Source organism: Acinetobacter legionensis (genome assembly GCF_057165765.1).
The window spans coordinates 2,965,305-2,987,342 of the sequence record NZ_CM169896.1; the positions used below are offsets into that span (position 1 = coordinate 2,965,305).

The 22,038-nt window shown below is 32.1% G+C and carries 22 protein-coding genes and 3 tRNA genes; 9 read left to right on the forward strand and 16 right to left on the reverse strand.

From position 1 onward, the window contains the following. Positions 1-363: 363 nt before the first annotated feature. Positions 364-555: a hypothetical protein gene (locus AC2G3J_RS13535; RefSeq protein ID WP_483770126.1), complete on the reverse strand. Its 192-nt coding sequence runs from the start codon at positions 553-555 to the stop codon at positions 364-366. Between the two features lie 410 nt (positions 556-965). Here AC2G3J_RS13535 and AC2G3J_RS13540 point away from each other — a divergent pair, with 410 nt between their 5' ends. Both AC2G3J_RS13540 and AC2G3J_RS13545 read left to right on the forward strand, forming a co-directional pair. Continuing rightward, positions 966-1,202, forward strand: a complete 237-nt coding sequence (locus tag AC2G3J_RS13540; protein ID WP_336953873.1) for a hypothetical protein — start codon at positions 966-968, stop codon at positions 1,200-1,202. Between the two features lie 350 nt (positions 1,203-1,552). Continuing rightward, complete coding sequence (locus AC2G3J_RS13545; protein ID WP_419328632.1) at positions 1,553-2,041, forward strand: GNAT family N-acetyltransferase; 489 nt, start codon at positions 1,553-1,555, stop codon at positions 2,039-2,041. 327 nt (positions 2,042-2,368) lie between these two features. Here AC2G3J_RS13545 and AC2G3J_RS13550 read toward each other — a convergent pair whose 3' ends face one another. The 3 genes from AC2G3J_RS13550 to AC2G3J_RS13560 all read right to left on the reverse strand — a co-directional run bounded on the left by AC2G3J_RS13550 (position 2,369) and on the right by AC2G3J_RS13560 (position 3,530). Next, on the reverse strand, positions 2,369-2,629 hold the full coding sequence (locus AC2G3J_RS13550) for a DUF2164 domain-containing protein (RefSeq protein ID WP_336953875.1): 261 nt from the start codon (positions 2,627-2,629) through the stop codon (positions 2,369-2,371). A 416-nt stretch (positions 2,630-3,045) separates the two neighbouring features. Beyond that, a complete protein-coding gene (locus tag AC2G3J_RS13555; protein ID WP_336953876.1) occupies positions 3,046-3,270 on the reverse strand; it encodes a hypothetical protein in 225 nt (74 codons plus the stop codon). 89 nt (positions 3,271-3,359) lie between these two features. Beyond that, entirely contained in the window at positions 3,360-3,530 is a 171-nt protein-coding gene (locus tag AC2G3J_RS13560; RefSeq protein ID WP_336953877.1) for a hypothetical protein, read from the reverse strand. A 407-nt stretch (positions 3,531-3,937) separates the two neighbouring features. Here AC2G3J_RS13560 and AC2G3J_RS13565 point away from each other — a divergent pair, with 407 nt between their 5' ends. Then, complete coding sequence (locus AC2G3J_RS13565) at positions 3,938-4,495, forward strand: hypothetical protein (protein ID WP_483770127.1); 558 nt, start codon at positions 3,938-3,940, stop codon at positions 4,493-4,495. 208 nt (positions 4,496-4,703) lie between these two features. Continuing rightward, complete coding sequence (locus AC2G3J_RS13570) at positions 4,704-5,750, forward strand: linear amide C-N hydrolase (protein ID WP_336953879.1); 1,047 nt, start codon at positions 4,704-4,706, stop codon at positions 5,748-5,750. A gap of 287 nt (positions 5,751-6,037) precedes the next feature. Here AC2G3J_RS13570 and AC2G3J_RS13575 read toward each other — a convergent pair whose 3' ends face one another. The 10 genes from AC2G3J_RS13575 to AC2G3J_RS13620 form a co-directional block, all read right to left on the reverse strand. Continuing rightward, positions 6,038-6,229: a type II toxin-antitoxin system RelB family anti-toxin gene (locus tag AC2G3J_RS13575; RefSeq protein WP_336953880.1), complete on the reverse strand. Its 192-nt coding sequence runs from the start codon at positions 6,227-6,229 to the stop codon at positions 6,038-6,040. After that, on the reverse strand, positions 6,226-6,603 hold the full coding sequence (locus AC2G3J_RS13580; RefSeq protein WP_336953881.1) for a hypothetical protein: 378 nt from the start codon (positions 6,601-6,603) through the stop codon (positions 6,226-6,228). The genes AC2G3J_RS13575 and AC2G3J_RS13580 overlap by 4 nt, the downstream gene beginning before the upstream one ends. A 247-nt stretch (positions 6,604-6,850) precedes the next feature. Further along, positions 6,851-6,927, reverse strand: a tRNA-Met gene (locus tag AC2G3J_RS13585). A gap of 704 nt (positions 6,928-7,631) precedes the next feature. After that, entirely contained in the window at positions 7,632-7,844 is a 213-nt protein-coding gene (locus AC2G3J_RS13590; protein ID WP_419820681.1) for a hypothetical protein, read from the reverse strand. 1,629 nt (positions 7,845-9,473) lie between these two features. Next, entirely contained in the window at positions 9,474-9,689 is a 216-nt protein-coding gene (locus AC2G3J_RS13595; RefSeq protein WP_336953883.1) for a cold-shock protein, read from the reverse strand. 359 nt (positions 9,690-10,048) lie between these two features. Then, complete coding sequence (locus tag AC2G3J_RS13600; protein ID WP_336953884.1) at positions 10,049-10,888, reverse strand: sterol desaturase family protein; 840 nt, start codon at positions 10,886-10,888, stop codon at positions 10,049-10,051. A gap of 85 nt (positions 10,889-10,973) precedes the next feature. Continuing rightward, the gene (locus AC2G3J_RS13605) at positions 10,974-11,792 is read right to left on the reverse strand and encodes a helix-turn-helix domain-containing protein (RefSeq protein ID WP_419330757.1); all 819 of its coding nucleotides are present in this window, start codon (positions 11,790-11,792) and stop codon (positions 10,974-10,976) included. 206 nt (positions 11,793-11,998) lie between these two features. Beyond that, positions 11,999-12,075 (reverse strand) — tRNA-Met (locus AC2G3J_RS13610). Between the two features lie 743 nt (positions 12,076-12,818). Next, positions 12,819-13,040, reverse strand: coding sequence for a hypothetical protein (locus tag AC2G3J_RS13615; protein WP_336953885.1), 222 nt, complete (start codon positions 13,038-13,040; stop codon positions 12,819-12,821). Between the two features lie 181 nt (positions 13,041-13,221). After that, on the reverse strand, positions 13,222-13,503 hold the full coding sequence (locus AC2G3J_RS13620) for a hypothetical protein (protein WP_336953886.1): 282 nt from the start codon (positions 13,501-13,503) through the stop codon (positions 13,222-13,224). A gap of 1,628 nt (positions 13,504-15,131) precedes the next feature. On the opposite strand from AC2G3J_RS13620, the gene gltS reads away from it, so the two are divergent. Continuing rightward, entirely contained in the window at positions 15,132-16,361 is a 1,230-nt protein-coding gene (gltS, locus tag AC2G3J_RS13625) for a sodium/glutamate symporter (protein WP_336953887.1), read from the forward strand. 361 nt (positions 16,362-16,722) lie between these two features. On the opposite strand, the gene AC2G3J_RS13630 is transcribed toward gltS, so the two are convergent. Next, positions 16,723-17,508 carry a hypothetical protein gene (locus tag AC2G3J_RS13630; RefSeq protein ID WP_336953888.1) on the reverse strand — a complete coding sequence of 262 codons (786 nt, stop codon included), beginning with the start codon at positions 17,506-17,508 and terminating at the stop codon, positions 16,723-16,725. Positions 17,509-18,309: 801 nt separating this feature from the next. Continuing rightward, positions 18,310-18,385 (reverse strand) — tRNA-Arg (locus AC2G3J_RS13635). Between the two features lie 187 nt (positions 18,386-18,572). Between AC2G3J_RS13635 and AC2G3J_RS13640 the strand changes: the two genes are divergently transcribed. Genes AC2G3J_RS13640 through AC2G3J_RS13655 form a run of 4 tightly spaced genes read left to right on the forward strand, consistent with a single transcriptional unit; the run spans position 18,573 to position 21,770 of the window. Continuing rightward, the gene (locus tag AC2G3J_RS13640; RefSeq protein ID WP_483770128.1) at positions 18,573-19,508 is read left to right on the forward strand and encodes an ABC transporter ATP-binding protein; all 936 of its coding nucleotides are present in this window, start codon (positions 18,573-18,575) and stop codon (positions 19,506-19,508) included. Continuing rightward, positions 19,505-20,278 (forward strand): ABC transporter permease, encoded by a 774-nt coding sequence (locus AC2G3J_RS13645; protein ID WP_336953890.1) that lies wholly within the window; start codon positions 19,505-19,507, stop codon positions 20,276-20,278. Before AC2G3J_RS13640 ends, AC2G3J_RS13645 begins: the two co-directional genes overlap by 4 nt. Next, on the forward strand, positions 20,278-21,102 hold the full coding sequence (gene queF, locus AC2G3J_RS13650; RefSeq protein WP_336953891.1) for an NADPH-dependent 7-cyano-7-deazaguanine reductase QueF: 825 nt from the start codon (positions 20,278-20,280) through the stop codon (positions 21,100-21,102). The genes AC2G3J_RS13645 and queF overlap by 1 nt, the downstream gene beginning before the upstream one ends. A gap of 17 nt (positions 21,103-21,119) precedes the next feature. Further along, positions 21,120-21,770, forward strand: coding sequence for a hypothetical protein (locus AC2G3J_RS13655; protein ID WP_336953892.1), 651 nt, complete (start codon positions 21,120-21,122; stop codon positions 21,768-21,770). Positions 21,771-22,038 lie beyond the last annotated feature (268 nt).

The following is a 22,038-nucleotide window of genomic DNA, read 5'->3' on the forward strand; positions in this document are numbered from 1 at the left end:
TATATTTATTATATTATTTTTCACCAATATATTAGACATACCTTAAGATGAGCATTATCCTAACATTAAGAATAAAATTCTTAAAATATGGACTATACACAGTATTTAATTGTAAAAAGAATTAAGAACAAAAAGCTCTACAATTTTCTATCAACCGTAGTTTTTTATAATTTACAAGAAAGGATGTTATTTACAAGAGGGCTTGTTGATTTATTTAAAAAGTTATTAAGGTCAAAGCAACTATTAATTTTTGACAATGCTTTTGGCTATAAAGGAAAATCAATAGAACAGCAGAGTTTACTTACCCAAAACCCTATCAGGCTTTTGAATGCTTTTAAGCCTTGAATATTAGCTCATTTTTTATTAAGCCATTAACCAAATTTTATAAAATTCCTGAATATCTGACTCAAAAAACTCATCACAATCACTGTCATATACAAATGTTTTTTGTTCTAATAAATATTCAGCTTGATGTTCAATCAAATACTTTTTTAAAAATTTTTTAAATTCATTGGCACGCTCAGGAAAAATATGCTCCCCATCATAAAAAATCATCACAATTACCTGTATAAAGCCGTAAAACACAGATACAGATTATACAAAAATGCATAAAATTTCAAATTAAATTTAAATACCATGACATAAATCACATTAATTTTATAGTTTTTATTGTTCAATTTTCTTCAAATGACTGAACTAAATTTATAATTTTTTAAACTAAGATATTGTTTAAATTATTTTTTCTCTTGATTCAAATATTGAGTTGATAATTTAAGGTGAATACTTTTCAAGTATAAAAGAATGGAAAGAACTAAATATCCAATACAAAAAACTCAAAATATTCCAATAATTATTATTTTACTGACTAGTTTTAGCTATCAATTGAGTAGCGTTGATTTTAGCGATATTAAAAAGATGAAACAAGTGTAGGGTGATTAAAATAAAAACCAGTTGAAAAAGCTAACATGAAATTTGAAATAACAACCGAAGTTTTGATCCATGCACCCATTGATATTTTTTGGAAAACTCTTACAAATTTTGAAGATTATAAGAATTGGAATCCATTTATCCTAAACGTGTCTGGAGCGTTTCAAAAAGCTGGCAAGATCAAGCTAAGCATACAAAATAATGCAATAAACAAAATGTCTTTCAATATGATTGTGTTAGAAAAACAAGAAAACACAGAGGTCAGCTGGTGTTGAAATGTAGTCGTTAAAGGAGTATTTAATGTAGAACATAAATTTAGATTACAACAAATAAGCACGAATCAAACAAGGTCAATTCATAGTGAAGCCTTAAGTGGAGTTTTGTTAAAACCTTTCTTAAAGAACTTATAGACTAAAACCAAGCCGAATTTTGAACGAATCAATCATGCAATTAAAGTAAAATTAGAGAAACCATAGCACAAATCATTTAGAAAATTGACTTTAATCAGTAAAATATTAGCCCTTAATGCATTATGCTTTGTATTATTTAAAATACGCCCCATCTAGCATTAAACTATAAAATCAATCGAAGGAATCCAAACAATTGGTATTTAAGGAGGATCATAGTGGAGATCAAGTTTGACCATTTAAGTAATGTCAGTAAGACCGAGATTATTGAATTAAACACAAATGATCGCGTCCTCAAACAAATGCCCTTAGCCAAAGGGACTATTTTTAATGAAGATCAATGTATTGCGTGGGTCAATGATAAAGAAAATCAGTGGACACAATACGGCTATGGCCCATGGGCATTTATTGTTGATGGCAAATTTGCAGGTTGGGGAGGATTACAATATGAGCATGGAGATGCTGACTTAGCTTTAGTTTTGCATCCTAATTATTGGGGAATTGGCAAACAAATTTTTGATAAAATAATAAATAAAGCATTTAACGAAATGGGTTTTGAATCAATCACAATTTTATTACCGCCAACACGGAAAAATTTAAAAGGGATCTACTCACTTGGATTTAAATTGGATGGTGAAGTCACCCTAAGCAATGAACATTTTATCAGGTATCGTCTATATAAAATGCCTGTCGTAAAAGTCGAGTAAGTATGATTCAAAAAAGTCTTCTGCGTGGTCATCTTACTGAGTTAAGCAAAATAACTGGATAAATATTCGAAATTCTCATCTTGCTTAGTTTCAACTATAGCTCCTCAATTTGAAAAAAATGAAGCGTGCTTGAACTAAAGTAATAGTAAGCAATGACGTACTTACTTGTTTAAAAAGTGTGGCCGTTTTAGTCCATGCTCACTGGTCAGCAATTCTCTACTTTAAGCGTTCTAAAAAATTCTCAGTATGAATTGTCATTAAACACTCACTTTACCCTGTCTTATAACACTAAGCTTTCAAAGTATGATTTTTAAGACCTTACGTATTTTACTTTATTGCCTTTTCTTTAGATAATAAAAATAGGTCTTCATTGAGATGAGCAAATCTTTCTGCCAACCATTCATGGGTATCATTGAGTGCTTGATTGTAAAAGTGATGACCAAATTCTTCTACGATGAAATCAAACAAAAACTGCGCTGGAAAATTTCCTAGATCCAAGTCTAGTTCCTTTAATACATACTTTTTCAACGAATAGATTAATTGTTCACGCGTAAAATCATCAAATGTAATTATTTGCTTTTTAGCCATAGTCTTTGATTCTGAAAATAATGAGAACACATTACAATACTAATTCAGTTTTTATTCAATCTCATCGCGTCTTAAAATGACGTACATCTTGATTTTTCATATTTGTAAAGAGCCTCAATAGACCTATATAACCAGATTAAAAAATTTATACACTCAACTCTAAATAAGTGACGCCACAGTAAGCCTATTTTTTAATTATCTTATTAGATAATAAACAAGAAAAGATATTCATTGATCCTAGACAAAATAAAATTGGGCTAGACATCATAAAACTTAATAATTGCTAGTTTTTAAACAGCTGATCATACTCCGCCTATTGAACATAAAACTGAAAATTCTCTTTTTATAAAAAATACTTCCCTTCAACAAATATAGCAAGTCTAACATTTATATTCACTATATATCACGAAATATGATTAGAGTGTTCTCTGTTGAAAGGCTGGATCTTCTTCTACAAAAAACACCTCATCAGTGCCAATTAAAGTCCACTGATAGGTTCCAAATATTCTGATTAATTCCTGATTGAAAGAATTGAATAGCCTAACTAAATTAAATGACTCATCATATTCACCTATATATTGTATAACTGGAAACTGTTGAAATTCTGCATACATTTTATGTACCGTTACTTTCTTAATCATTACTTTAACTCCTTAATAAATTGAAAGAAGTTTCATCCTTACAATTTATTCTTCACGCATTGAAACACCTAGTGCTATTTTTTTTGCACTCATCTTTCTTCAACTTTCTTTTGCTGTAGTTGAAGTGAATTAGCATGATTAGCGTCAGGTTGCTTATTCTGATCCTTATTTGACTGTTGCTGTGGCGCTTGAGATTGATGACCATTAGCATCAGGTTGTTTACCCTGATTGCTACTCACTTGCTTGTTAAATTTTGACATAGTGATATCTCTTTTTTACCATTCATATTAATGGTACATTTAACATGCACCTTTATGAACTGAATAGATAGTAGCGACATGTATCAAGGTATATTTAAAAATTAATATCATTGGTTTATATTTATTTTTACAATAAAAATTCATAAATATTGTTTAGACAATGTCCATTAAAAATGTGCCCCTAAAATAAATACTTTAGAAACAGATGTAGAATCCATTACTTATTTAAAAATCTGAATTCTAAGATAAACTTAATATTTTTAGTATTAGCCACTAAATTTATATTTCATTATATGCATAGATGACCATAACATAAATACAATAATTAATACTTTTAATAAATTAATGTAGAAAATCTTAAATAAAATAATTTCATCAACATTATGATATAAAAATTTTGAAATTAAATGATATTTAATAATTATTTATATATGATATTTGGTATTATTTTAAATAAAATAGTCTATGCTGAAAGCTTCATAGACTCCTTTGATAGTCATGTAAAGTCAAATCTTAACTTATACACCTTTGCCGCAGATGTGGATGAGCCAATCAAAAAAGAGGAAATTAAATATAATATTGATCAACATTTCAAAGAAATAGTAAAAGAGCTAGACCATTCATTTATGGCACATGCCGAACTAATTAAGGGAAAATGGGGGATTTATGCTAACCAACAAATTATAAAACCGTCTCAAGAAAAACAACCAAGATACTTACCGATCTCTATAAATAATCAATTAGATCAGGTCAGTTCTGGAACTTACTATCGAGCACACATATCACCTGCCTTTAGCTTCAAAAATCTACCAAAGCCGATTATAGAACCTAAAATTGGAATGCATTGCACCAAACCCAAAGCAAAAGTTAGTACTTTAAATCAATCTACAGACATAGGTAGCGTATGGAATGGTTTTTTAGAGGTTCTCACTTTAAATACAATTTTGATTCACCTTGGAATTTAGCTTCAAAAATGACCTTGAGGGGAGAAAAACGATTTCTGCCTATGTATATACAGGATATCGAATTTCTATTTTTGAATCGAAATCTAAATTTAACAACTGACTACAGTTATTTTGAACAAAATTATAAATGCAATAACTTCCATTGGGATATTCGACAACAAGCCCCTGTCTTGGACATTAATTTACCGTTTTTTAAGAGGAAATGATGATGAATAATGCTTTGAAAAAGATATTACTTGCCGCGGGAATTCTCGTCGCAGCAGAAGTTACCACTGCTTGTACACGTGTCGTATATTTAGGTGACAATGAAGTGATTACAGCACGTTCTATGGATTGGAAACAAGACGTAGGGACAGATTTATGGATTTTACCAAGTAATGTCAAACGTACAGGCTTAGCTGGTCCGAATTCTATTCAATGGACGGCTAAATATGGTAGCGTCGTTGCAACAGGTTATGATGTTGCCACAACAGATGGCATGAATGAAAAAGGTTTAGTGGCTAACTTACTTTGGTTAGTAGAATCTGATTATCCAGATACTAAGAAGAATAGCAAACCACCTCTGAGTATTTCTCTATGGGCTCAATATGTCTTAGACAACTATGCAACTGTAGACGAAGCAGTACATGCTTTAGAAAAGGAACCTTTTATAGTTGTTACAGATACTGTGCCAGGTGATACACGTTTAACGACTCTACATCTTTCTATATCGGATGCAACGGGTGATAGTGCAATTATTGAGTATATTGGCGGTAAACAAGTGATTCATCATAGCCGTAAATATCAAGTAATGACCAATTCCCCAACCTTTGATCAACAATTAGCGCTCAATAGCTATTGGCAGCAAATTGGCGGAACAATCATGTTACCCGGAACCAATCGTGCTTCAGATCGCTTTGCAAGAGCTTCATTTTATATCAATGCAATACCTAAAAAAGCGTCATCAGAACATTCTATCGCAAGTGTGTTTGGTGTGATCAGAAATGTCTCTGTTCCATTTGGATTAAATACCGCAGAAGAACCAAATATTTCTTCTACGCGTTGGCGTACTGTCGCTGACCATAAGAGAAATCTTTACTTTTTTGAATCTGCTGTATCACCAAATATTTTTTGGGTAGACTTAAAAGAGATTAACTTCAAAGATGGGCAAACCAAAAAACTGGCTTTAGGTAAAGACCAAGCAATAACCTATTCTGGAAAATCAAACTCTTATTTTAAAAGCTCAAAACCATTCCAGTTTTTAGGAATAAATTAACTTTAAGCAAAAGATAAATGCCTTTTATAAGTATTAATTTACATAAAGACTTCAAACAAAAGCCCTCTCAATGTGGGCTTTCATTAACAATTTACGGTCTAGCACGAAGTTTTGTAAGTTTCCTCTCACGTCAGGCTTCGTTTACCCATTTTACAGATCAAATTCCATGAAAAGTGTTGAATACTTGAGCTAAATTTATTAACGGCTAAGAATATAATGCTTTAAATATACTATTTTTAGTGGTCAAAAATTTCTGCCCAGGCCAAGCTTAACCCATCTATAAAATTCTATTCATCTTTAAAAATTACGTCTATGGGTGAATTAAATAATTTAGATATTTTAAAGGCCAAAGGTAAGCTAGGATCATAGCGCTCTTTTTCAATTGCATTAATTGTCTGGCGAGAAACTCCCAAATATTCTGCTAATTGTTGCTGAGACCAACCTTGCTGCGTTCTCAATTCAGATAAGATATTTTTCATCGATAACGCCAACTCCCAATTGCAATACCAACACCCCACAGCGTTGCCATTAAAGGCCATACCAAAAACATAGAAAGATGTGGAAAGCCAATATTTTCAAGAAATCCATAGCTAAATGTGATGAGTGCGGTACCCACAAATGCAAGCGCAAAAGCTTGTAATTGGATGTGTTGTTGCATTTCATCTAGGCGCGCTAATTGCCTGAGCACACTCCAGCCCACCAAAATACAGGGAATTATAGGCAATAATGTCACAAAAATTTGTGTTGAATAACGGATATTATCATTCTTTAAATAATTCAATGTACAGATAAGCACAACAATATAAAGCAGTATTGATGCGCTAAACTCAATCAGAGATCTATATTTTTTCATACGGTACTCATGTAAAGTAAACTTTACACAAATTTAGATCAAATAGCGCACTATGTAAAGCGTGCTTTACATATTATTTTTATTTTAACTTATACAGCAACCTCGAAATGCGCCTTCAATTGAAAATTTTTCACAGCATTTATTTGCACTTTGATTATAAATTTATGAAGCTAACTGATTTAAAAGCATAAAAAAAACCTAGTAAGCATGAAGCAAACTAGGCTATAAACTTTGAATCTTTTTTCGTTGGTAGCGGGAGCTGGATTTGAACCAACGACCTTCGGGTTATGAGCCCGACGAGCTACCAGACTGCTCCATCCCGCATCAACGAAGCACCTTTATACGCCTTAAAGACGAGAAATACAACCTTTATTCAATATATGTTTAAAAGAATTATGAATGAGAAGCCGAACCACTCAGAAGACACTTATTGTTGGTCCATGATCTTAACTTCAAAATATCATAAAAACATCCAAAGTATCAAAGAAATACACTCACTAAAATGAGGATATGTTTAGGAGAATATGAATAACGTAAGCGTCAGGCAACAATTCAAATCCAGTATATCAATCTTTATTTATCATTTTAACTAAACTATGTAATAAAAATAAAAAATGAGAATATATAAAATGATCTGATTAATAGTTGATAATAACTATGAAATCCTTAAGAAATAAAAATTTGAATATCTATAATGTAAACATTTTATAAATGATTGATCAATAAATCTCAGACTGATTCACTTAACTACTCGTTTATTTTTTAATAAAAAGTCATGTTTGCTGTTATTGCAAAAGTTGCTATCAAGTCTGGCAAAATCAATAAACCCAATTTCGTTCAATATACAAAACTAATAAAGTAGGTTTTTTAAATATAACCACTATGATTTGTAAGTTTTTCTTCACTTTTTAATCACAGCATAAGTCGACTTGATTATTCAAACGATACTGATCATGATAATTTTAAATAAATCCAAGCATGTAAATATAAATTTTATCAATTAAAAAACCACCCGCAGGTGGTCATATTTAAGCTATAGATTCCAGTATCTTATAAATTTTTCCGTTCTTAGTACTTTCAAAGAGCATTTCAAAGTTAGGCCGTAAAAGTTCATTTTCAACAATAATATATTTTATACGTTCATGGGTTTTATTTGGATCTACCACAACATCATCCAATGTTGCTTCTACTGCATAACACTTACCAAATTGATCCTTTACATTTATATCGAGTTTATTCATAAAAAACACCTTAAAAATTAATTAAAAAATAGCTAAAACTGTGTACCTAAAAATTCAATGATTATTAAATTTATGCTTGTTCATCGAACGAGATTTAATATACTGCAAAAACATTCAATTGTTATTATTTTTTTTATTTACTTACATTTTAAGTGTTTACCCAAAAGATCGTTTTAGATGTTATTCAGCGCTTTTCATATCTATCCTTTTATCTCCTTTAAATCATCAAGATGAAGATCAAAAAATACTTTCAATTATTTTTACTTTAGATTCACTGGTCTCGTTGGAATTCTCAATCAAATATTTTTTCGTTTGTTGAATAAATTGAAAATAAACCTCACATCTCACAGTTCCACTTTCCATCAGAAAGCCAACTAAAATTTCGATTAACATTCTTGTGACATGGTCACCTTCTAAAGTTGCCTCAACCAATTACACTGCTAAAATTAACTTTTTCCTTACATTCATCTCCTTGGTACCCACCAATTAATCTAACAAATTCATTTTACTTGTCATCGTAATAAAATTTGGCTAATAAGGTTCAATTTTATAGTTTCTAATCTATAAGCTTAAAATCCGGTTATGTTCTCAAGATGCTATTGTTCAATACAAAAGCCTGATATTTTTGTAAGGCTTGACCTTAATTTTGCGCTGATTAAGGTTTTTTTGTTATTTATTTTTAGTAAAATAACAATGTAAAGTTAAAGTTAAATCAGCCTTAACCTTCTTATAAAATGTATAAAAAATAATCAACAATAAGTAGTTGGATCTACAAAAACTGTGATGCAAGCTTAATTTATATAAATTAAGTATTACTTCAAGATCCTTCATCGAATGTTTAATTTCAAAAGAACATAAATATGATGCTTAATTAAGGTACTAATCAGCACTTAGTACACTTAAATATTGTCCAGAAGATAAAAATAATAAGCAACAGTAACATACTCGACACAACCAGTGCAGAAAGCCAATCACAGCTAATTTACTTTAAATAATTGAAATTAAAAGTAGAAAATCGAATTATCATTTCGAGCCTAACGATTATCAAAATTTATCTCGACTATTTTACTGCGTTTTTATTATTAGTGAGCAGATGTATAGTAGCGATGACCATTGGAGAGAGTGGTCTATATGACAATAAAGAAACTCGAAACTAACCTGCATGATGCAGGTTTCTTTTTTCCTGAGCGATAAGTGGAACAGCATCACATTCCACAGAATGTAAAAGTCTAGGCACATACATCAAATCGTTAGATATGCTTAAACTTTCAAGGATAAGTGAATGATTACAGAGATGGAATGTTCATAAAAAGGGAATGTATTTATATAATTTTCCACTTAAAGTACATTGAAAAATCATTTCAAAATCTGGCAAATATCTTCTACCCTAATTATGATAAAGCATAAATTAGAGTAAGATTGGGTATTGCCGAAATCACCATCAACTGTGGCTTAGATATAGTATTGAAGACCTAATTGATCTTTGATATGGACATTGTGATTCAGTATGAACATACCTAATAGAATAGAAAATTTTATCGAAATAATTAAAATGTATAAATTTTAGTTTAAATAAAAATGCACAGCTAAAAAAAGCACGATATCGTGCTTTTTTTAACTTACTACTAATTATAGAGCAGTAATGTTTACAGCGTTAGGACCTTTTGGACCTTGAGTGATACTGAATTCAACTTGTTGACCTTCAGCAAGAGTTTTAAAACCAGAGTTAGCGATTTCGCTGAAATGAGCAAAAACGTCTGGACCTGACTCTTGTTGAATGAAACCGAAACCTTTAGTTTCGTTGAACCATTTAACAGTACCTTTAACAACATTTGAGTTTGACATAATCAATCCTACTGAAATTTAAAAATTTTAAGTCATTTTATGACTAGTGATAACGTCGAAAATAATAAAGAATTGAACTTAAAATCTGAATAAAACGAAGGATTATGACTAAAACTGCGATACTTAGAGAAGATTTACCAAAACATGACTTTTTTCTAGTTGTCTTTACTTTACAGGAAAAAAAAAAATAATCAAGCTTTCTTATATATATTTAACTTCTTTTAAGCTTAAAGAGGAACTTATCTACTTAAATAGCTCTCAAACGAGAGCTTTGCCAAGTAACTTAAGCTTTCTAAATCACTTTTAACAAGTGATTTAGTTTTGGCTAGTAGGGATTAAAGTAAAAATCATCTTTAAGATTATTTTTTAAAAGGCCAGCGCAATTGAGCCAGATATTGATTTGGTATTTGGATACGCACTCCGACTTGATCATGTTTAACTTTTTTATCTTCATAAAAAAAGCTTCCAAAAATAATATCCCAAAATATAAAAACTTCTCCAAAATTTTTACGACCAAGACCATGTTGATGATGACTACGATGAACCTCGGCAACAGCAAAAATATATTTTAAAGGACCCACCCGATAATCAACATTGGCATGCTGGAAAAACAAATGTACAGCCATAAACATCAGCCAACATCCAATCAGCAAACTAGGTGCCCCGAAAAGAGCCAATACAGTTAAACTTGGCCCAGCAAGGACAATTGCACTCAGCGGATGCCTCTTTTCAGCATTTAACCAATATAACCGACGTGAATGGTGATGAATCGCATGTAATTTCCATAGAAATCGATACTTGTGGCTCATGTAATGCATGAACCAAAGTCCAAAATCAATGATTAAAGCAACAATTATAATCTGCCAAAATACCGAAATTTGGTCAGGCCATAAACGAGGAATAAATCTAAAAAGATCCAACCACTCTATCATTTTTGCTACAGAAACAATCAAAAATAAATTAAAAACTGCATGAACTATATCTGTAAGAAAATCTTGATGTGTATCTAGCCATTTGGGTTGATAAGGCAAATAATATTCAACCAATGCAATCAGTAAACCGCTTAGTAAGATTAAAATTATTGAACTTGGCCAATACGGAATTTGCCCAGAGACGACCAACATCACGATCCATACTGTAAACATCATACAAAGCGGATAAAATAAATATTGTAGAGATATTTTAAAAAAAGCGCTCACTTATTACTCCAATCATCATAATACGCTTCAGTAGTATGCGGATTGGAATACCCTAAATATTGAACGAAACCGCTATAATGTCTTGTTAATATGGTTTATATGGCACTACTAATATCGGCATCTGTTCAATGAATGGAATAAATTTTAATAATGAGGGTTGAATACCAAACATTTGTTTACACGTTCTACTAAAGTGTGGTTGATCAGAAAAGTGTGATTGATGAGCTATGCTTGTTAAATTAACGTCCTGCTCTATTGCTTGTAAGGTTTGCAATAAGCGTATCCACTTCCGATAACTACGATAAGAAATACCAAAATTTTCACTGAACCAATGACTAAAACGGCTTTCTGAGATATTGAGCTTTGCTGCAATTTGTTTAACTGTTAAATTCTTTTGATTATTGAGAATAAGATATTCTGAAAGATGTCTTGCTCTGATGTTCTGATATTTGAAGTCATTCTGACTACAATAACTAATAAGTTTTTGAAAAGATTCAATAGCATGATTTTGTTCTAGAAAGAATTCTCTAAGTATAATCACCAGACTTTCAGGCAATACCCGAATGGGCGAGTCTGATTGTAGGTACCCTTGTAAATAATGCTGTATGACATCTGCAAGGAAATGTGTTTGATCAATATAAATCGAACAGTAGTTTCCTGGTCGCAAATGATGTGATGTATTTGCTGCGATATACACCCCACTACTCATTATACATTTATCTTCATCCTCATAAACAACCTGAACACGCTCTCCCTCTTCCTTTGCAAAGCTTAATTGATGTGCGTGATGACGATGTGGATAATTATCACCGACAGCCCCCTCAAAATATCCAATACCATATCCAATCGATATCTTTCCTTTCCAATATTTAGCAGGCAATTTGTATAGATTAGATTGGACCATAGAAAATGTAAGCACAAGTGAAAACTCAATAAATACCATTATTTTATTTATCTTCAAATACAAAAAATAAATTAGTGGCTTAATTTATCCCACTTTCATGCCGTCTTTTTCTATAACTTTAGAGTTTGATCTTGTTAAATTTTAAACATAAAAAAACCTAGTAAGCATGAAGCGAACTAGGCTATAAACTTTAAATCTTTTTTCGTTGGTAGCGGGAGCTGGATTTGAACCAACGACCTTCGGGTTATGAGCCCGACGAGCTACCAGACTGCTCCATCCCGCATCAACGAAGTGACTTTATACGCTTTAAAGATAAGGATTACAACCATTATTAAATATATATACTAAAAAGACTGATTTAACAGCTATATTCACACAATTTTTATACTTTTATATATGTTTACAATTTTTCTTAGAAGAATATCATTTTTTAGATTAACTATATTTTAATCTTTTTAGGCATCTCTATACACTGACACTTAACAGTGGTTAGACGAGGTTGCATTCCAAATTTCTAACTAGAAAGAATAATTTAAATAGACAATTCAGCTAATAATCAACATAAACACAACATCTTTCTGGATATATTTAGTATTAAAAAACTCATAAAAGCCCATCTTTTGATGAGCTCTTAGATCCAGTTGTATTTACTTATACACCCATAACCCTGAAGGGATATTACCAAATAAATGTATAAGCAAAGTAAGAACAATAAACATAAAGAAGAAAAAAGCGATGTTTATAGATTTATATATCATGTAATCACCTTATTTTATTTTTGTACATTAATTATACATTAATAAGGTGGAATTTTCAACATTTATTGCGACCGAAATTAAAAAAATGTAGATCTTCCAAATCACCATTACTTTTAAAATGTTAAATAAGAATTATCATTTTAGTCTGATGACAGCCTTTCTAGAATAATACATAAATATCTTTATCAATTTTTGGGATTAAAATGACATCTTAGGCACTTGACTCACAACTTTATTGCGCACAAATGATTTCATAAAGCTCGATCAGTTACTCAATCTCAAAAAAATGCTTTTCGGTCACTATTTTTATTTTTATTTCTTTATAATATCTAATCATTGGATCATTTGCGTCTTTGCTAATTTTATCTAAAAACTTACTCTCTTTCATCAATTTAGAATAAGTTTTATAGCCGATAATTAATTTTTGTGGCTCCTTATTTTCTTTAAAATCAGCAATTTGCTTGTTTAGTTCTTTTAGATTAATGCTCATGTTAGCTCCCCTCATTTGTTTTATTCAATATAACACCCATTTATGACATTTTTTTGGCGAATTAAGAAAAATTAAGAGATGAAGAATGCCTCACATTTCTGCAAGACAATCTTAAAGCTTTTAGCTAGGTATTCAATCCATCTTTAAACAGCTGCGAGTTAATTCTAGCTACAATATAAAATTACAATTCAGTGATAAATAAGGGATGATTCGCTTTATAAATAGCTAATTTTTTTATTTCATTTTCTAAATAATCTGCTGGCTCGTCTTTCCACGTCTCTTTTCCACTATCAAAATCTGAGTTACTCAAAGCCCAAGAAGAAATTAAACTATAAACAAATGTATTATCAGCAAAAATTAGTTTTGTTCTATCACTTTTATCGCTTTTAAACACTTTATGTGTAGGTAAAGAACCAAATATACCCACATGGGTATACAAATATTTAAATGTTTCATTCATCATAATGACTACTCTTGTCGTTAATTACTATACTACCGCATTCAGGCTTACTTTATGAACTTTGAGCAAAATTCTAAATTCTTGTGATTTCTATGATTTTCAACACAAAAAATTTGAAATGATATACAGAAAAAACTAAACAATGAGGTAAAAAAAACCTGCATCTTTGGGGAAAGAATACAGGCAAAAACCGATTATTCGGTAACAGGAGGAATACCTACTATTTTACTAGGGTTTGATTTTACTTGTCAGTGGCAATATATAACAACTATTAGAGCTTTCTTTTAATCGGTGAAAAACACCCAATATGCATGTTGATACGAAAATTTAAAATCTATAAATACTTAGCTTAATCATTCGACTAAAAGAAAACTGATAGACACATGTTATATTTCGCTGACTTATAGTTGACTACTCATTTATGCTTTTTAGGATCCCCTGCGCCCTCAGCTCTAAGGATTGAACTAAAAATAACAATGCAAACAAAAAAATATTTAAAATTTATTTTATGCTTAATTAAAATCTCATTTTTCAATGTTATTTGAATAAAATTATGCTTCATGACATGAGAGATTTAGTCTCACAGCATCATTTAGAATATTGAACAGAACTTTTCCCAATCTTTTTTCAAATTTATAAGATCAAATCACCTAATCTTTCTTTTGAATAAATCACAAAAGTTGTTTCAGGATAATTATTAATTTTAATACTTTTTTAAAGTATCCATCAGTCATTTATCATATTCACACAGAGTATATCTTCTTCTTCAAATTTAAAGCGATCATTACTTTTTGAGGCTAAAACACTTTATGTTTTAATCTCTACAAAATAATTTAATTTTTTCATAAGCTTACTCCCTACCACCTAGCGACAATATTTTTAAATATTGAGTTTGATTTGCTAAATTCTTATTGTAAATCTCTTCATGGGCAAACTGTTCTAATATGGTAAAGGATCTCTTCAATAAAATTTCTCAAAGTTTGTTTGAGATAAATTTTAAAATTACGGAAAGTAAATTTTAGCTGAGAACAGTCAGTCTTGATCCTTCAGCATTATTTGAGATATAGCGAGTAATAAATTTAGTTTGGTAATTAAATATTACTGTCTCTCTATTTTTTATACATTAAATTTCAACTGCCCTCACGGAAGTAAGGTTTTTTATTAAAATGGTATGCAGAGTGGCCACAACAACCATCTTATATCTATATGATTTAATTAATTTTAAATCATAGTGTATTAGCTACCATAAAAAAGAGATTAGGCTTCAATTCCTTAATATTGCTATTTTAACAAATCCGAAAATTATAACAAATAGCCATACTTCTACATAAAGCCAACTGTACAAAACAATAAAGATGAATTGTCTCTAATTTGGAAAAATGATCTAAATATAAGCGATCAGCAACCTTACTTGGATACTTTGATCATTCCAAGATATTTCCATAGTTATGTAAATTGTTATGCAAAAAATGCATAGAAAAATATAAAAATGCATTAGAAGTATGAAATACATCGCTTTATCTTTGAACAGTGCATTTATTCTGTAGTTTATATTAATAGTTTTCATCTTAATCTGTTAAATTAAATCACAATGCTATAGAGCACAACAAACTAATAATTAAGGATATTTAATGGATTTAATACTTAATCCAACGTATACGCTCATGCTAGCTGTGTTGGTTCTATATACAGGACGTATTTTAAACAAATATATTCCCTTTTTAACAAAATACAATATTCCAGAACCCGTGGCAGGCGGATTGGTTGGCGCAATTATTTTTTATATAATTCATCAATTTATGGGATACACAATCTCAATAAATAAGCCGATGCAAGATACATTCATGTTGATGTTTTTTGCATCAATTGGATTAAGTGCTAATTTCGTAAAGCTAAAAGAAGGTGGAAAACCTTTAGTTATTTTCCTGATCGCAATATCTATCTTTGTTTTAGTGCAAAATGGTGTAGGTATGGCTGTCGCTAAGATGGTTGGTTTAGATCCTCTTATGGGCGTAATTGCGGGTTCAATTGCTTTAATCGGTGGTTTGGGGACAGCAGGTGCCTGGGGACCGATTTTCGAATCAAAATATGCCGTTGAAGGTGCATTACCTATGGGAATCGCAAGTGCCACATTTGGTATGGTAGTTGGCGGTCTAATGGGTGGACCGTTAGCACGATATTTAATCCGCAAGCATCAATTGGCTTCGCCTTTAAATACAGAAGTACGTCAAGACAATAAAAGTGCACCATTGACAGATAGTGAATATGCATTTGAAGCCCCGCAAAAGGTTCGTCTCATTACAGCAGATAACGCTATTATAACTTTGGGAATGTTTGCTTTTGCTTTGGCTTTTGCAGAGATTATGAAGAACTTAACTCTTGGTACTGCGTTTGAATTACCTACTTTTGTATGGGCTTTAGGTGGTGGCATTTTACTTCGTAACGTGATTGAAACTGGCTTTAAGCAACCGATATTTGATCGTTCAATTGACGTGTTTGGCAACACTGCGCTTGCCCTATTTTTAGCGATGGCTTTAGTCTCATTGAAGCTTTGGCAATTAGCAGATTTAGCTGTTCCAATGATTATACTATTGATTGCTCAGTCTATTACGATGTGGTTATTTGCAGTATATATATCTTTTCGTGTTATGGGAAAAAACTATGACTCAGCAGTTTTAGCTTCGGGTCTATGTGGTTTTGGAATGGGTGCAACCCCTAACGCAATTGCAAATATGCAGGCGATTACTAATATGTATGGTCCATCACACAAAGCTTTTTTGATTGTTCCGCTTGTTGGCGCATTTTTTATTGATCTAGTTAACGTTGTGGTCATCCAATCTATTTTGAAAATTTTTAGTTAATACTTCTAGCCCTCCAATTCGAGGGCACACCAAACCATCACACTACATATATTCACAATGTAATGCAAATATAAGCACAACATACAATTAGCAGCTTTATAAACTTTTAGAGGTTAATATGCTAATTAATAAAAGCCAAACACGCTCTCAAGAAAGGTCAGAGAAAGCTAAAGAAAATCGCAGAATACCTATATATATTTTGATTTTAATAGGATTATTCTTACTCGCAATTGTGATCTATATGCTTTCAAGCTGGTTGAATTAAATATTAAAAAACCTCCCGAGGGAGGTTTAGTTAAAATCTTATTAATATTTTTCAAACCGCTTATATTGTACTGAGCAAACTCTTCTAGTAACTTTTTTAATCTAAAACAAATACTTCCAACGATTCTACATATGGTAAAATGATATAATCATAGTTCGTTAAATGCTCCTTCAACTGTGTACTCATTGTTTGATTAAAATTATAAATTTTTTCCAATTCTTTAAATAAGTCATCTAATTTACTTGATGTAAACATTGGTGTTTTAGAAAAAAATAATAAACTTGCCCCTAGACCAATATACTCTAAGCCAAAATTTTTATCTAAAAATTGAATTAAACTAAAAGACTCAAATGGGTTAAAATCACAACTAAAATAGCCATTAGGCTGGGCTGCAAATTTTTGAGTTTCAGTTGTATTTCTTAATACTTTTACCTCAATACATTTATCCAAAATTTTCTCAGGATGCATATTTATCTGTATTAGAATAGATAAATCTTGATCGCTATAACTGAATTTTCCATACAAATCACGAACACTTACTTGATTCTCAGGCTTTAAGAGTTGTTTAATATGATACTGAACTTCAAGAGGTAAAGCATTTTCGTAGCTAATATTTTCGCTTTCACCCTCGTCAAGGTATTCAGATAAATCAAAGTAAAGCCCATCACTCATAGAGGCATGCATCGAAGTATAGTTACATTGTCCGATATCCTCTAAAAGCAATAAAACTTTTTTAGGAGCAATTTTCTTTTTTAGTTCTATATACTGATTCTGAACTTCTTTCCAAGATTGGATATCACAAATTTTTGCAAAACATATCAGCTCTTGCGCCTCGTCGGTAAATTGAACATTTTTTTTGTTTTCCATTTGAAGTCTTGCCATACTGATTTCTTAAAAGTTGATCTCATATAAAGAATTATGTCATAAAAAAATATTATGCTATTTAATTTAGCCTCTTTTTCGTACCACCTTTAACTTCATTTAATAAAGTACGCACAGGTGCGCGAAACTCATCGTCTGTAGTCTCACCATTATTGAAGCCTAGATTTTTAAAGGCCTTATTTATTGAGATCACTAAGAATTCTTGTTTTGCCCCCGTGGTTAGCTAAACAATATTCACTATGCCTTGTAATTACTTTCAGTTCTTTAAAAAGAGACAAGACTTGCTTTAATAAAAAGGTACAACCAATTTTGAGTGCCTAAAGCATTTTCGGTTTGAGATGGTGTATAGGACCATTTAGAATTTTCAAGATCCACATCTTTCCATTTTTAATTCATCAGAGCGAGCAAACCTTGATAAAGTATTTGTAAAATATAACAAGTGATGATGGGTCCATGCTTGTTATATCCATCATTATTTATTAGTAAATGTTGCACGTTTCTTAGAGATTGAACGAACATAGTAAACGCGCCAGCAAGTTCCTCACTTTTTATCTATATAAGTTTAAGCCGTTTTCATTCGATAACTTTTTAACTTTATCAGGCGATTTTTTGAGCTGAGATTTCAGCTTTTATCTTTGAGTCTGTAAGACTTAAAACGAGTTTTGCCATTTTTTACGATACATTTTTATTGGGTTTTGCGGTATACCGTTAAAAACTTGAGAAATCGCGGTACATCATGCGACAAAGGGATTGTCTAGATGCTTTTAATATAAAGGGTTTTGAGACAAATTGAAACAAAGATGGTACGCCCAGCGGGACTCGAACCCACTCCACAGGCTTCGGAAACCTGTACTCTATCCAGTTAAGCTATGGGCGCTTAAATTGAGATGGCACATCATAACAAAAAAAACCGCTAGGTAAAGCATTTATAAAACAACTCTTTTGCTTGATGCTCATGCTTTAAACAATGTCGCATATTTGCAATGCAGAATTCCTCCTAACTTACTTGGTTTATTTAAAAAGATCGCTCACAATACACACTCCATAAACCAAGTGAGAATTTCATGACTGATGCTCTGACGTTAAGAGATTTATCTAAAACCTATAGAAATGGATTCCAAGCACTCAAAGGAATCAATTTGACAGTTCCAGAAGGAGAGTTTTATGCACTTTTAGGACCAAATGGCGCTGGTAAATCGACAACAATCAGTATTATCAGTTCCTTGGCACGGAAAACCTCGGGTACTGTGGAAATTTTTGGTCATGATTTAGATACTCATCCTTCACATGCAAAACAATGCCTAGGTGTCGTTCCCCAAGAATTTAACTTCGGTCAGTTTGAAAAAATCTTCGACATCTTAGTTACTCAAGCAGGTTATTACGGAATTCCGCCTAAAATTGCACAACAACGTGCTGAAGAATATTTAGAAAAATTAGGTTTATGGGATAAGCGTAATACTCAAGGGCGCATGTTGTCTGGTGGTATGAAGCGCCGTTTAATGATTGCGCGTGCTATGATGCATGAGCCTAAGCTTTTGATTTTAGATGAACCTACTGCTGGTGTGGACATCGAATTACGTCGTTCAATGTGGGATTTCCTTACAGAGATGAATGAAAAAGGAACCTCGATCATCTTAACCACGCATTATTTAGAAGAAGCAGAAATGCTATGTCGTCAAATTGCGATTATTGATCGTGGTGTCATCAAAGAAGATACCTCAATGAAAGCATTCTTAAATCAATTGAGCGAAGAGTCTTTTATTTTCGATTTAGAAAATCCAATTGAACCCATTACAATCGATATTATTGGTGTGAAATTCAACCTGATTGACCCAATGACTTTAGAAGTCACGATGGATAAAGCACATTCTTTAAATGATTTATTCCAACTTTTAGAAGCTCAGGGCATTCGTGTTCGCAGTATGCGCAATAAATCAAATCGTCTTGAAGAGTTATTTGTAAAACTGGTTGAGAAAAATCTTGAAGGAGTTGCAGAATGAATTTTACTCAACTACGTATTGCACTCTATACTTTAGTTCAAAAAGAAATTCGCAGATTTATGAGAATTTGGCCGCAGACTTTATTACCGCCTGCGATTACCATGAGCTTGTACTTTGTGATTTTTGGAAATTTGGTCGGTTCTCGTATTGGGCAAATGGGTGGATTTAGCTATATGCAATTCATCGTGCCGGGTCTTATCATGATGGCGGTGATTACAAACAGTTATGCCAATGTGTCTTCAAGCTTCTTTAGTGCTAAATTCCAAAAAAGCATCGAAGAATTGATCATGAGTCCAGTTCCATTACATATGGTCTTGTGTGGTTATGTGATTGGCGGTGTTGCTCGTGGTGTTCTTGTTGGGGCAATTGTCACAGCAATGAGTTTGTTTTTTACTGACCTTTATATACACAATATTTTCGTTACAATATATACCGTTATTATTACCTCACTCTTATTCTCTTTAGGGGGTTTTATCAATGCTGTATATGCAAAATCTTTTGATGATATTTCCATTATCCCAACCTTTGTATTAACACCGCTGACCTACTTAGGTGGTGTATTTTACTCAATCAGTGCTTTAAGCCCATTTTGGCAAAATCTCTCTTTAATTAACCCAATTGTATATATGGTCAATGCTTTCCGTTTCGGAATTCTAGGTCATAGTGATGTCAATGTTTCTCTGTCTTTACTGATAGTGACTCTTTTCTGTGGCGTACTTTATGGTATTGCTTACTATTTACTTTCTCGTGGTTCAGGAATGCGTGAATAATGTCTGTTGAAAAATCTTTATTGGGTAAAGAAACCGATTACCCAACTACCTATCAACCCGAAATTCTTTTCCCGATCGCACGTGCACAAGCACGTGAGCAATATGCGGATATAGCGGGTATATATAAAGGTCAAGATTGGTGGCATGTATTCGAAATTTCTTGGCTAAATACCAAAGGGATCCCGCAAGTTGCCATTGGGCGTATTGCGCTTCCTGCAACATCACCAAATTTGATTGAATCGAAGTCGTTAAAGCTCTACTTTAATAGCATGAACTTTACCCAGTTTGATTCTCATCAAGCTTTTATCAATACTGTTGAAAAAGACTTATCTACTGCTGCACAAGCAGCAGTGACTCTAACTTTATTTCAAGTTGATGATTTAGAGATTACCAAACCAATGGGTATTTGTATTGATGATCAAGAACCTGACCAGCTGGTCAATCATCCAGATGCAAGCCTTTTGACCTTTGATCAAGAAAATACACAAGACGGAGAAAACGTTGAAATTCAACTGTATTCACACTTATTGAGAAGTAATTGCCCTGTGACGGGACAACCAGATTGGGGAACTGTTTTTATCCGATACCAAGGCGAAAAACCTTGTTATCGTAGTATTTTAGCTTATATTATCTCGTATCGTCAGCATAACGGTTTTCACGAACAATGCGTGGAACAAATCTTTGCCGATATTTGGCAAAATTTAAAACCTGAAAAGCTGATGGTGTATGCAACGTATACACGTCGTGGCGGTTTAGATATTAACCCCTGCCGTGTATCTGATGAATCATGGATGCCAAGCCCAATTCGATTGGCGCGACAATAAACATTGAGGTTGAAAACATGCCTTTTTTTGGTTTTGTACCTTCTGAAGAACTATTAAAGAACATTCAGACTGGTATTGAGAAAAAAAACTCTAACGAACCACTTTATCCTTTACGTGATCAAACTGCCTTACTCATTAATGAAGAAATTATTGATACGCTTTTGATTGAACTTGTTCGTCGCTTCCCTGCAAGCGACAAACGAGATACTGCTGAAAAATTAGCAGGCTATGTCAAATCAACTGTTGCTGTTTTACTTAAACAATTGTTAAGTAAGGCAGACAATGATGTGGTTCGTCAGTCTGTAGATTTTTCCGAACGTAGCCTATTTAAAGATCCACAAGGTCAATTCCGTGTGGGAGTGAATTTAGACTCAAGTTTAGTCATCAATCTTAAAAATAGCTTTGCTGAAGTCAAAGCAAATGGTGATGTAAATCGTGCAGTTTTGTCTGAACAATTCAAACAATTCTCAGATGCGACGATTAACCATTTTATGCGCGATTTCAATAAAACGCTCGATTTGGGTATGATCAAACGTAAAGCTGCAGATATAGGGGCTTCCGCTGTAGGTAAGGCAGTCCACATGGCAATTGACAAATTGATTCCAAATTTAAATAAAGATGAGATCACAGCTGTTGCAGAATATTACGATACTTTATTTTTTAATTGATCGTTAAAATTCAATTGGATTTTTAAATATAAAAATGCCCTTCTTTGTAAGGGCATTTTTTATAAAGTTACTGAGCTATGCTTTTAAGGATAGTAATTAACCATTAAATTCATAAACTTAAAATCATTATAAAATACTATCCCTAGATCCATATAAGACCTTTTCAAAGTCAAAACCATTTAATTCAATCTCTTTAACCTACTATTTTCTAATTTAAATATTTCAACCTCAAAATAATCACAAAATTCAGGTCATAATTTTGTTGCAA

Excerpts from the sequence above, each read along its gene's own strand:
- AC2G3J_RS13535 (WP_483770126.1), bottom strand. The coding sequence starts at position 555 with ATGATTTTTTATGATGGGGAGCATATTTTTCCTGAGCGTGCCAATGAA.
- AC2G3J_RS13540 (WP_336953873.1), top strand. The coding sequence starts at position 966 with ATGAAATTTGAAATAACAACCGAAGTTTTGATCCATGCACCCATTGAT.
- AC2G3J_RS13550 (WP_336953875.1), bottom strand. The coding sequence starts at position 2,629 with ATGGCTAAAAAGCAAATAATTACATTTGATGATTTTACGCGTGAACAA.
- AC2G3J_RS13555 (WP_336953876.1), bottom strand. The coding sequence starts at position 3,270 with ATGATTAAGAAAGTAACGGTACATAAAATGTATGCAGAATTTCAACAG.
- AC2G3J_RS13560 (WP_336953877.1), bottom strand. The coding sequence starts at position 3,530 with ATGTCAAAATTTAACAAGCAAGTGAGTAGCAATCAGGGTAAACAACCT.
- AC2G3J_RS13565 (WP_483770127.1), top strand. The coding sequence starts at position 3,938 with ATGATATTTAATAATTATTTATATATGATATTTGGTATTATTTTAAAT.
- AC2G3J_RS13570 (WP_336953879.1), top strand. The coding sequence starts at position 4,704 with ATGAATAATGCTTTGAAAAAGATATTACTTGCCGCGGGAATTCTCGTC.
- AC2G3J_RS13575 (WP_336953880.1), bottom strand. The coding sequence starts at position 6,229 with ATGAAAAATATCTTATCTGAATTGAGAACGCAGCAAGGTTGGTCTCAG.
- AC2G3J_RS13580 (WP_336953881.1), bottom strand. The coding sequence starts at position 6,603 with ATGAAAAAATATAGATCTCTGATTGAGTTTAGCGCATCAATACTGCTT.
- AC2G3J_RS13590 (WP_419820681.1), bottom strand. The coding sequence starts at position 7,844 with ATGAATAAACTCGATATAAATGTAAAGGATCAATTTGGTAAGTGTTAT.
- AC2G3J_RS13595 (WP_336953883.1), bottom strand. The coding sequence starts at position 9,689 with ATGTCAAACTCAAATGTTGTTAAAGGTACTGTTAAATGGTTCAACGAA.
- AC2G3J_RS13605 (WP_419330757.1), bottom strand. The coding sequence starts at position 11,792 with ATGGTCCAATCTAATCTATACAAATTGCCTGCTAAATATTGGAAAGGA.
- AC2G3J_RS13615 (WP_336953885.1), bottom strand. The coding sequence starts at position 13,040 with ATGAGCATTAATCTAAAAGAACTAAACAAGCAAATTGCTGATTTTAAA.
- AC2G3J_RS13620 (WP_336953886.1), bottom strand. The coding sequence starts at position 13,503 with ATGATGAATGAAACATTTAAATATTTGTATACCCATGTGGGTATATTT.
- gltS (WP_336953887.1), top strand. The coding sequence starts at position 15,132 with ATGGATTTAATACTTAATCCAACGTATACGCTCATGCTAGCTGTGTTG.
- AC2G3J_RS13630 (WP_336953888.1), bottom strand. The coding sequence starts at position 17,508 with ATGGCAAGACTTCAAATGGAAAACAAAAAAAATGTTCAATTTACCGAC.
- AC2G3J_RS13640 (WP_483770128.1), top strand. The coding sequence starts at position 18,573 with ATGACTGATGCTCTGACGTTAAGAGATTTATCTAAAACCTATAGAAAT.
- AC2G3J_RS13645 (WP_336953890.1), top strand. The coding sequence starts at position 19,505 with ATGAATTTTACTCAACTACGTATTGCACTCTATACTTTAGTTCAAAAA.
- queF (WP_336953891.1), top strand. The coding sequence starts at position 20,278 with ATGTCTGTTGAAAAATCTTTATTGGGTAAAGAAACCGATTACCCAACT.
- AC2G3J_RS13655 (WP_336953892.1), top strand. The coding sequence starts at position 21,120 with ATGCCTTTTTTTGGTTTTGTACCTTCTGAAGAACTATTAAAGAACATT.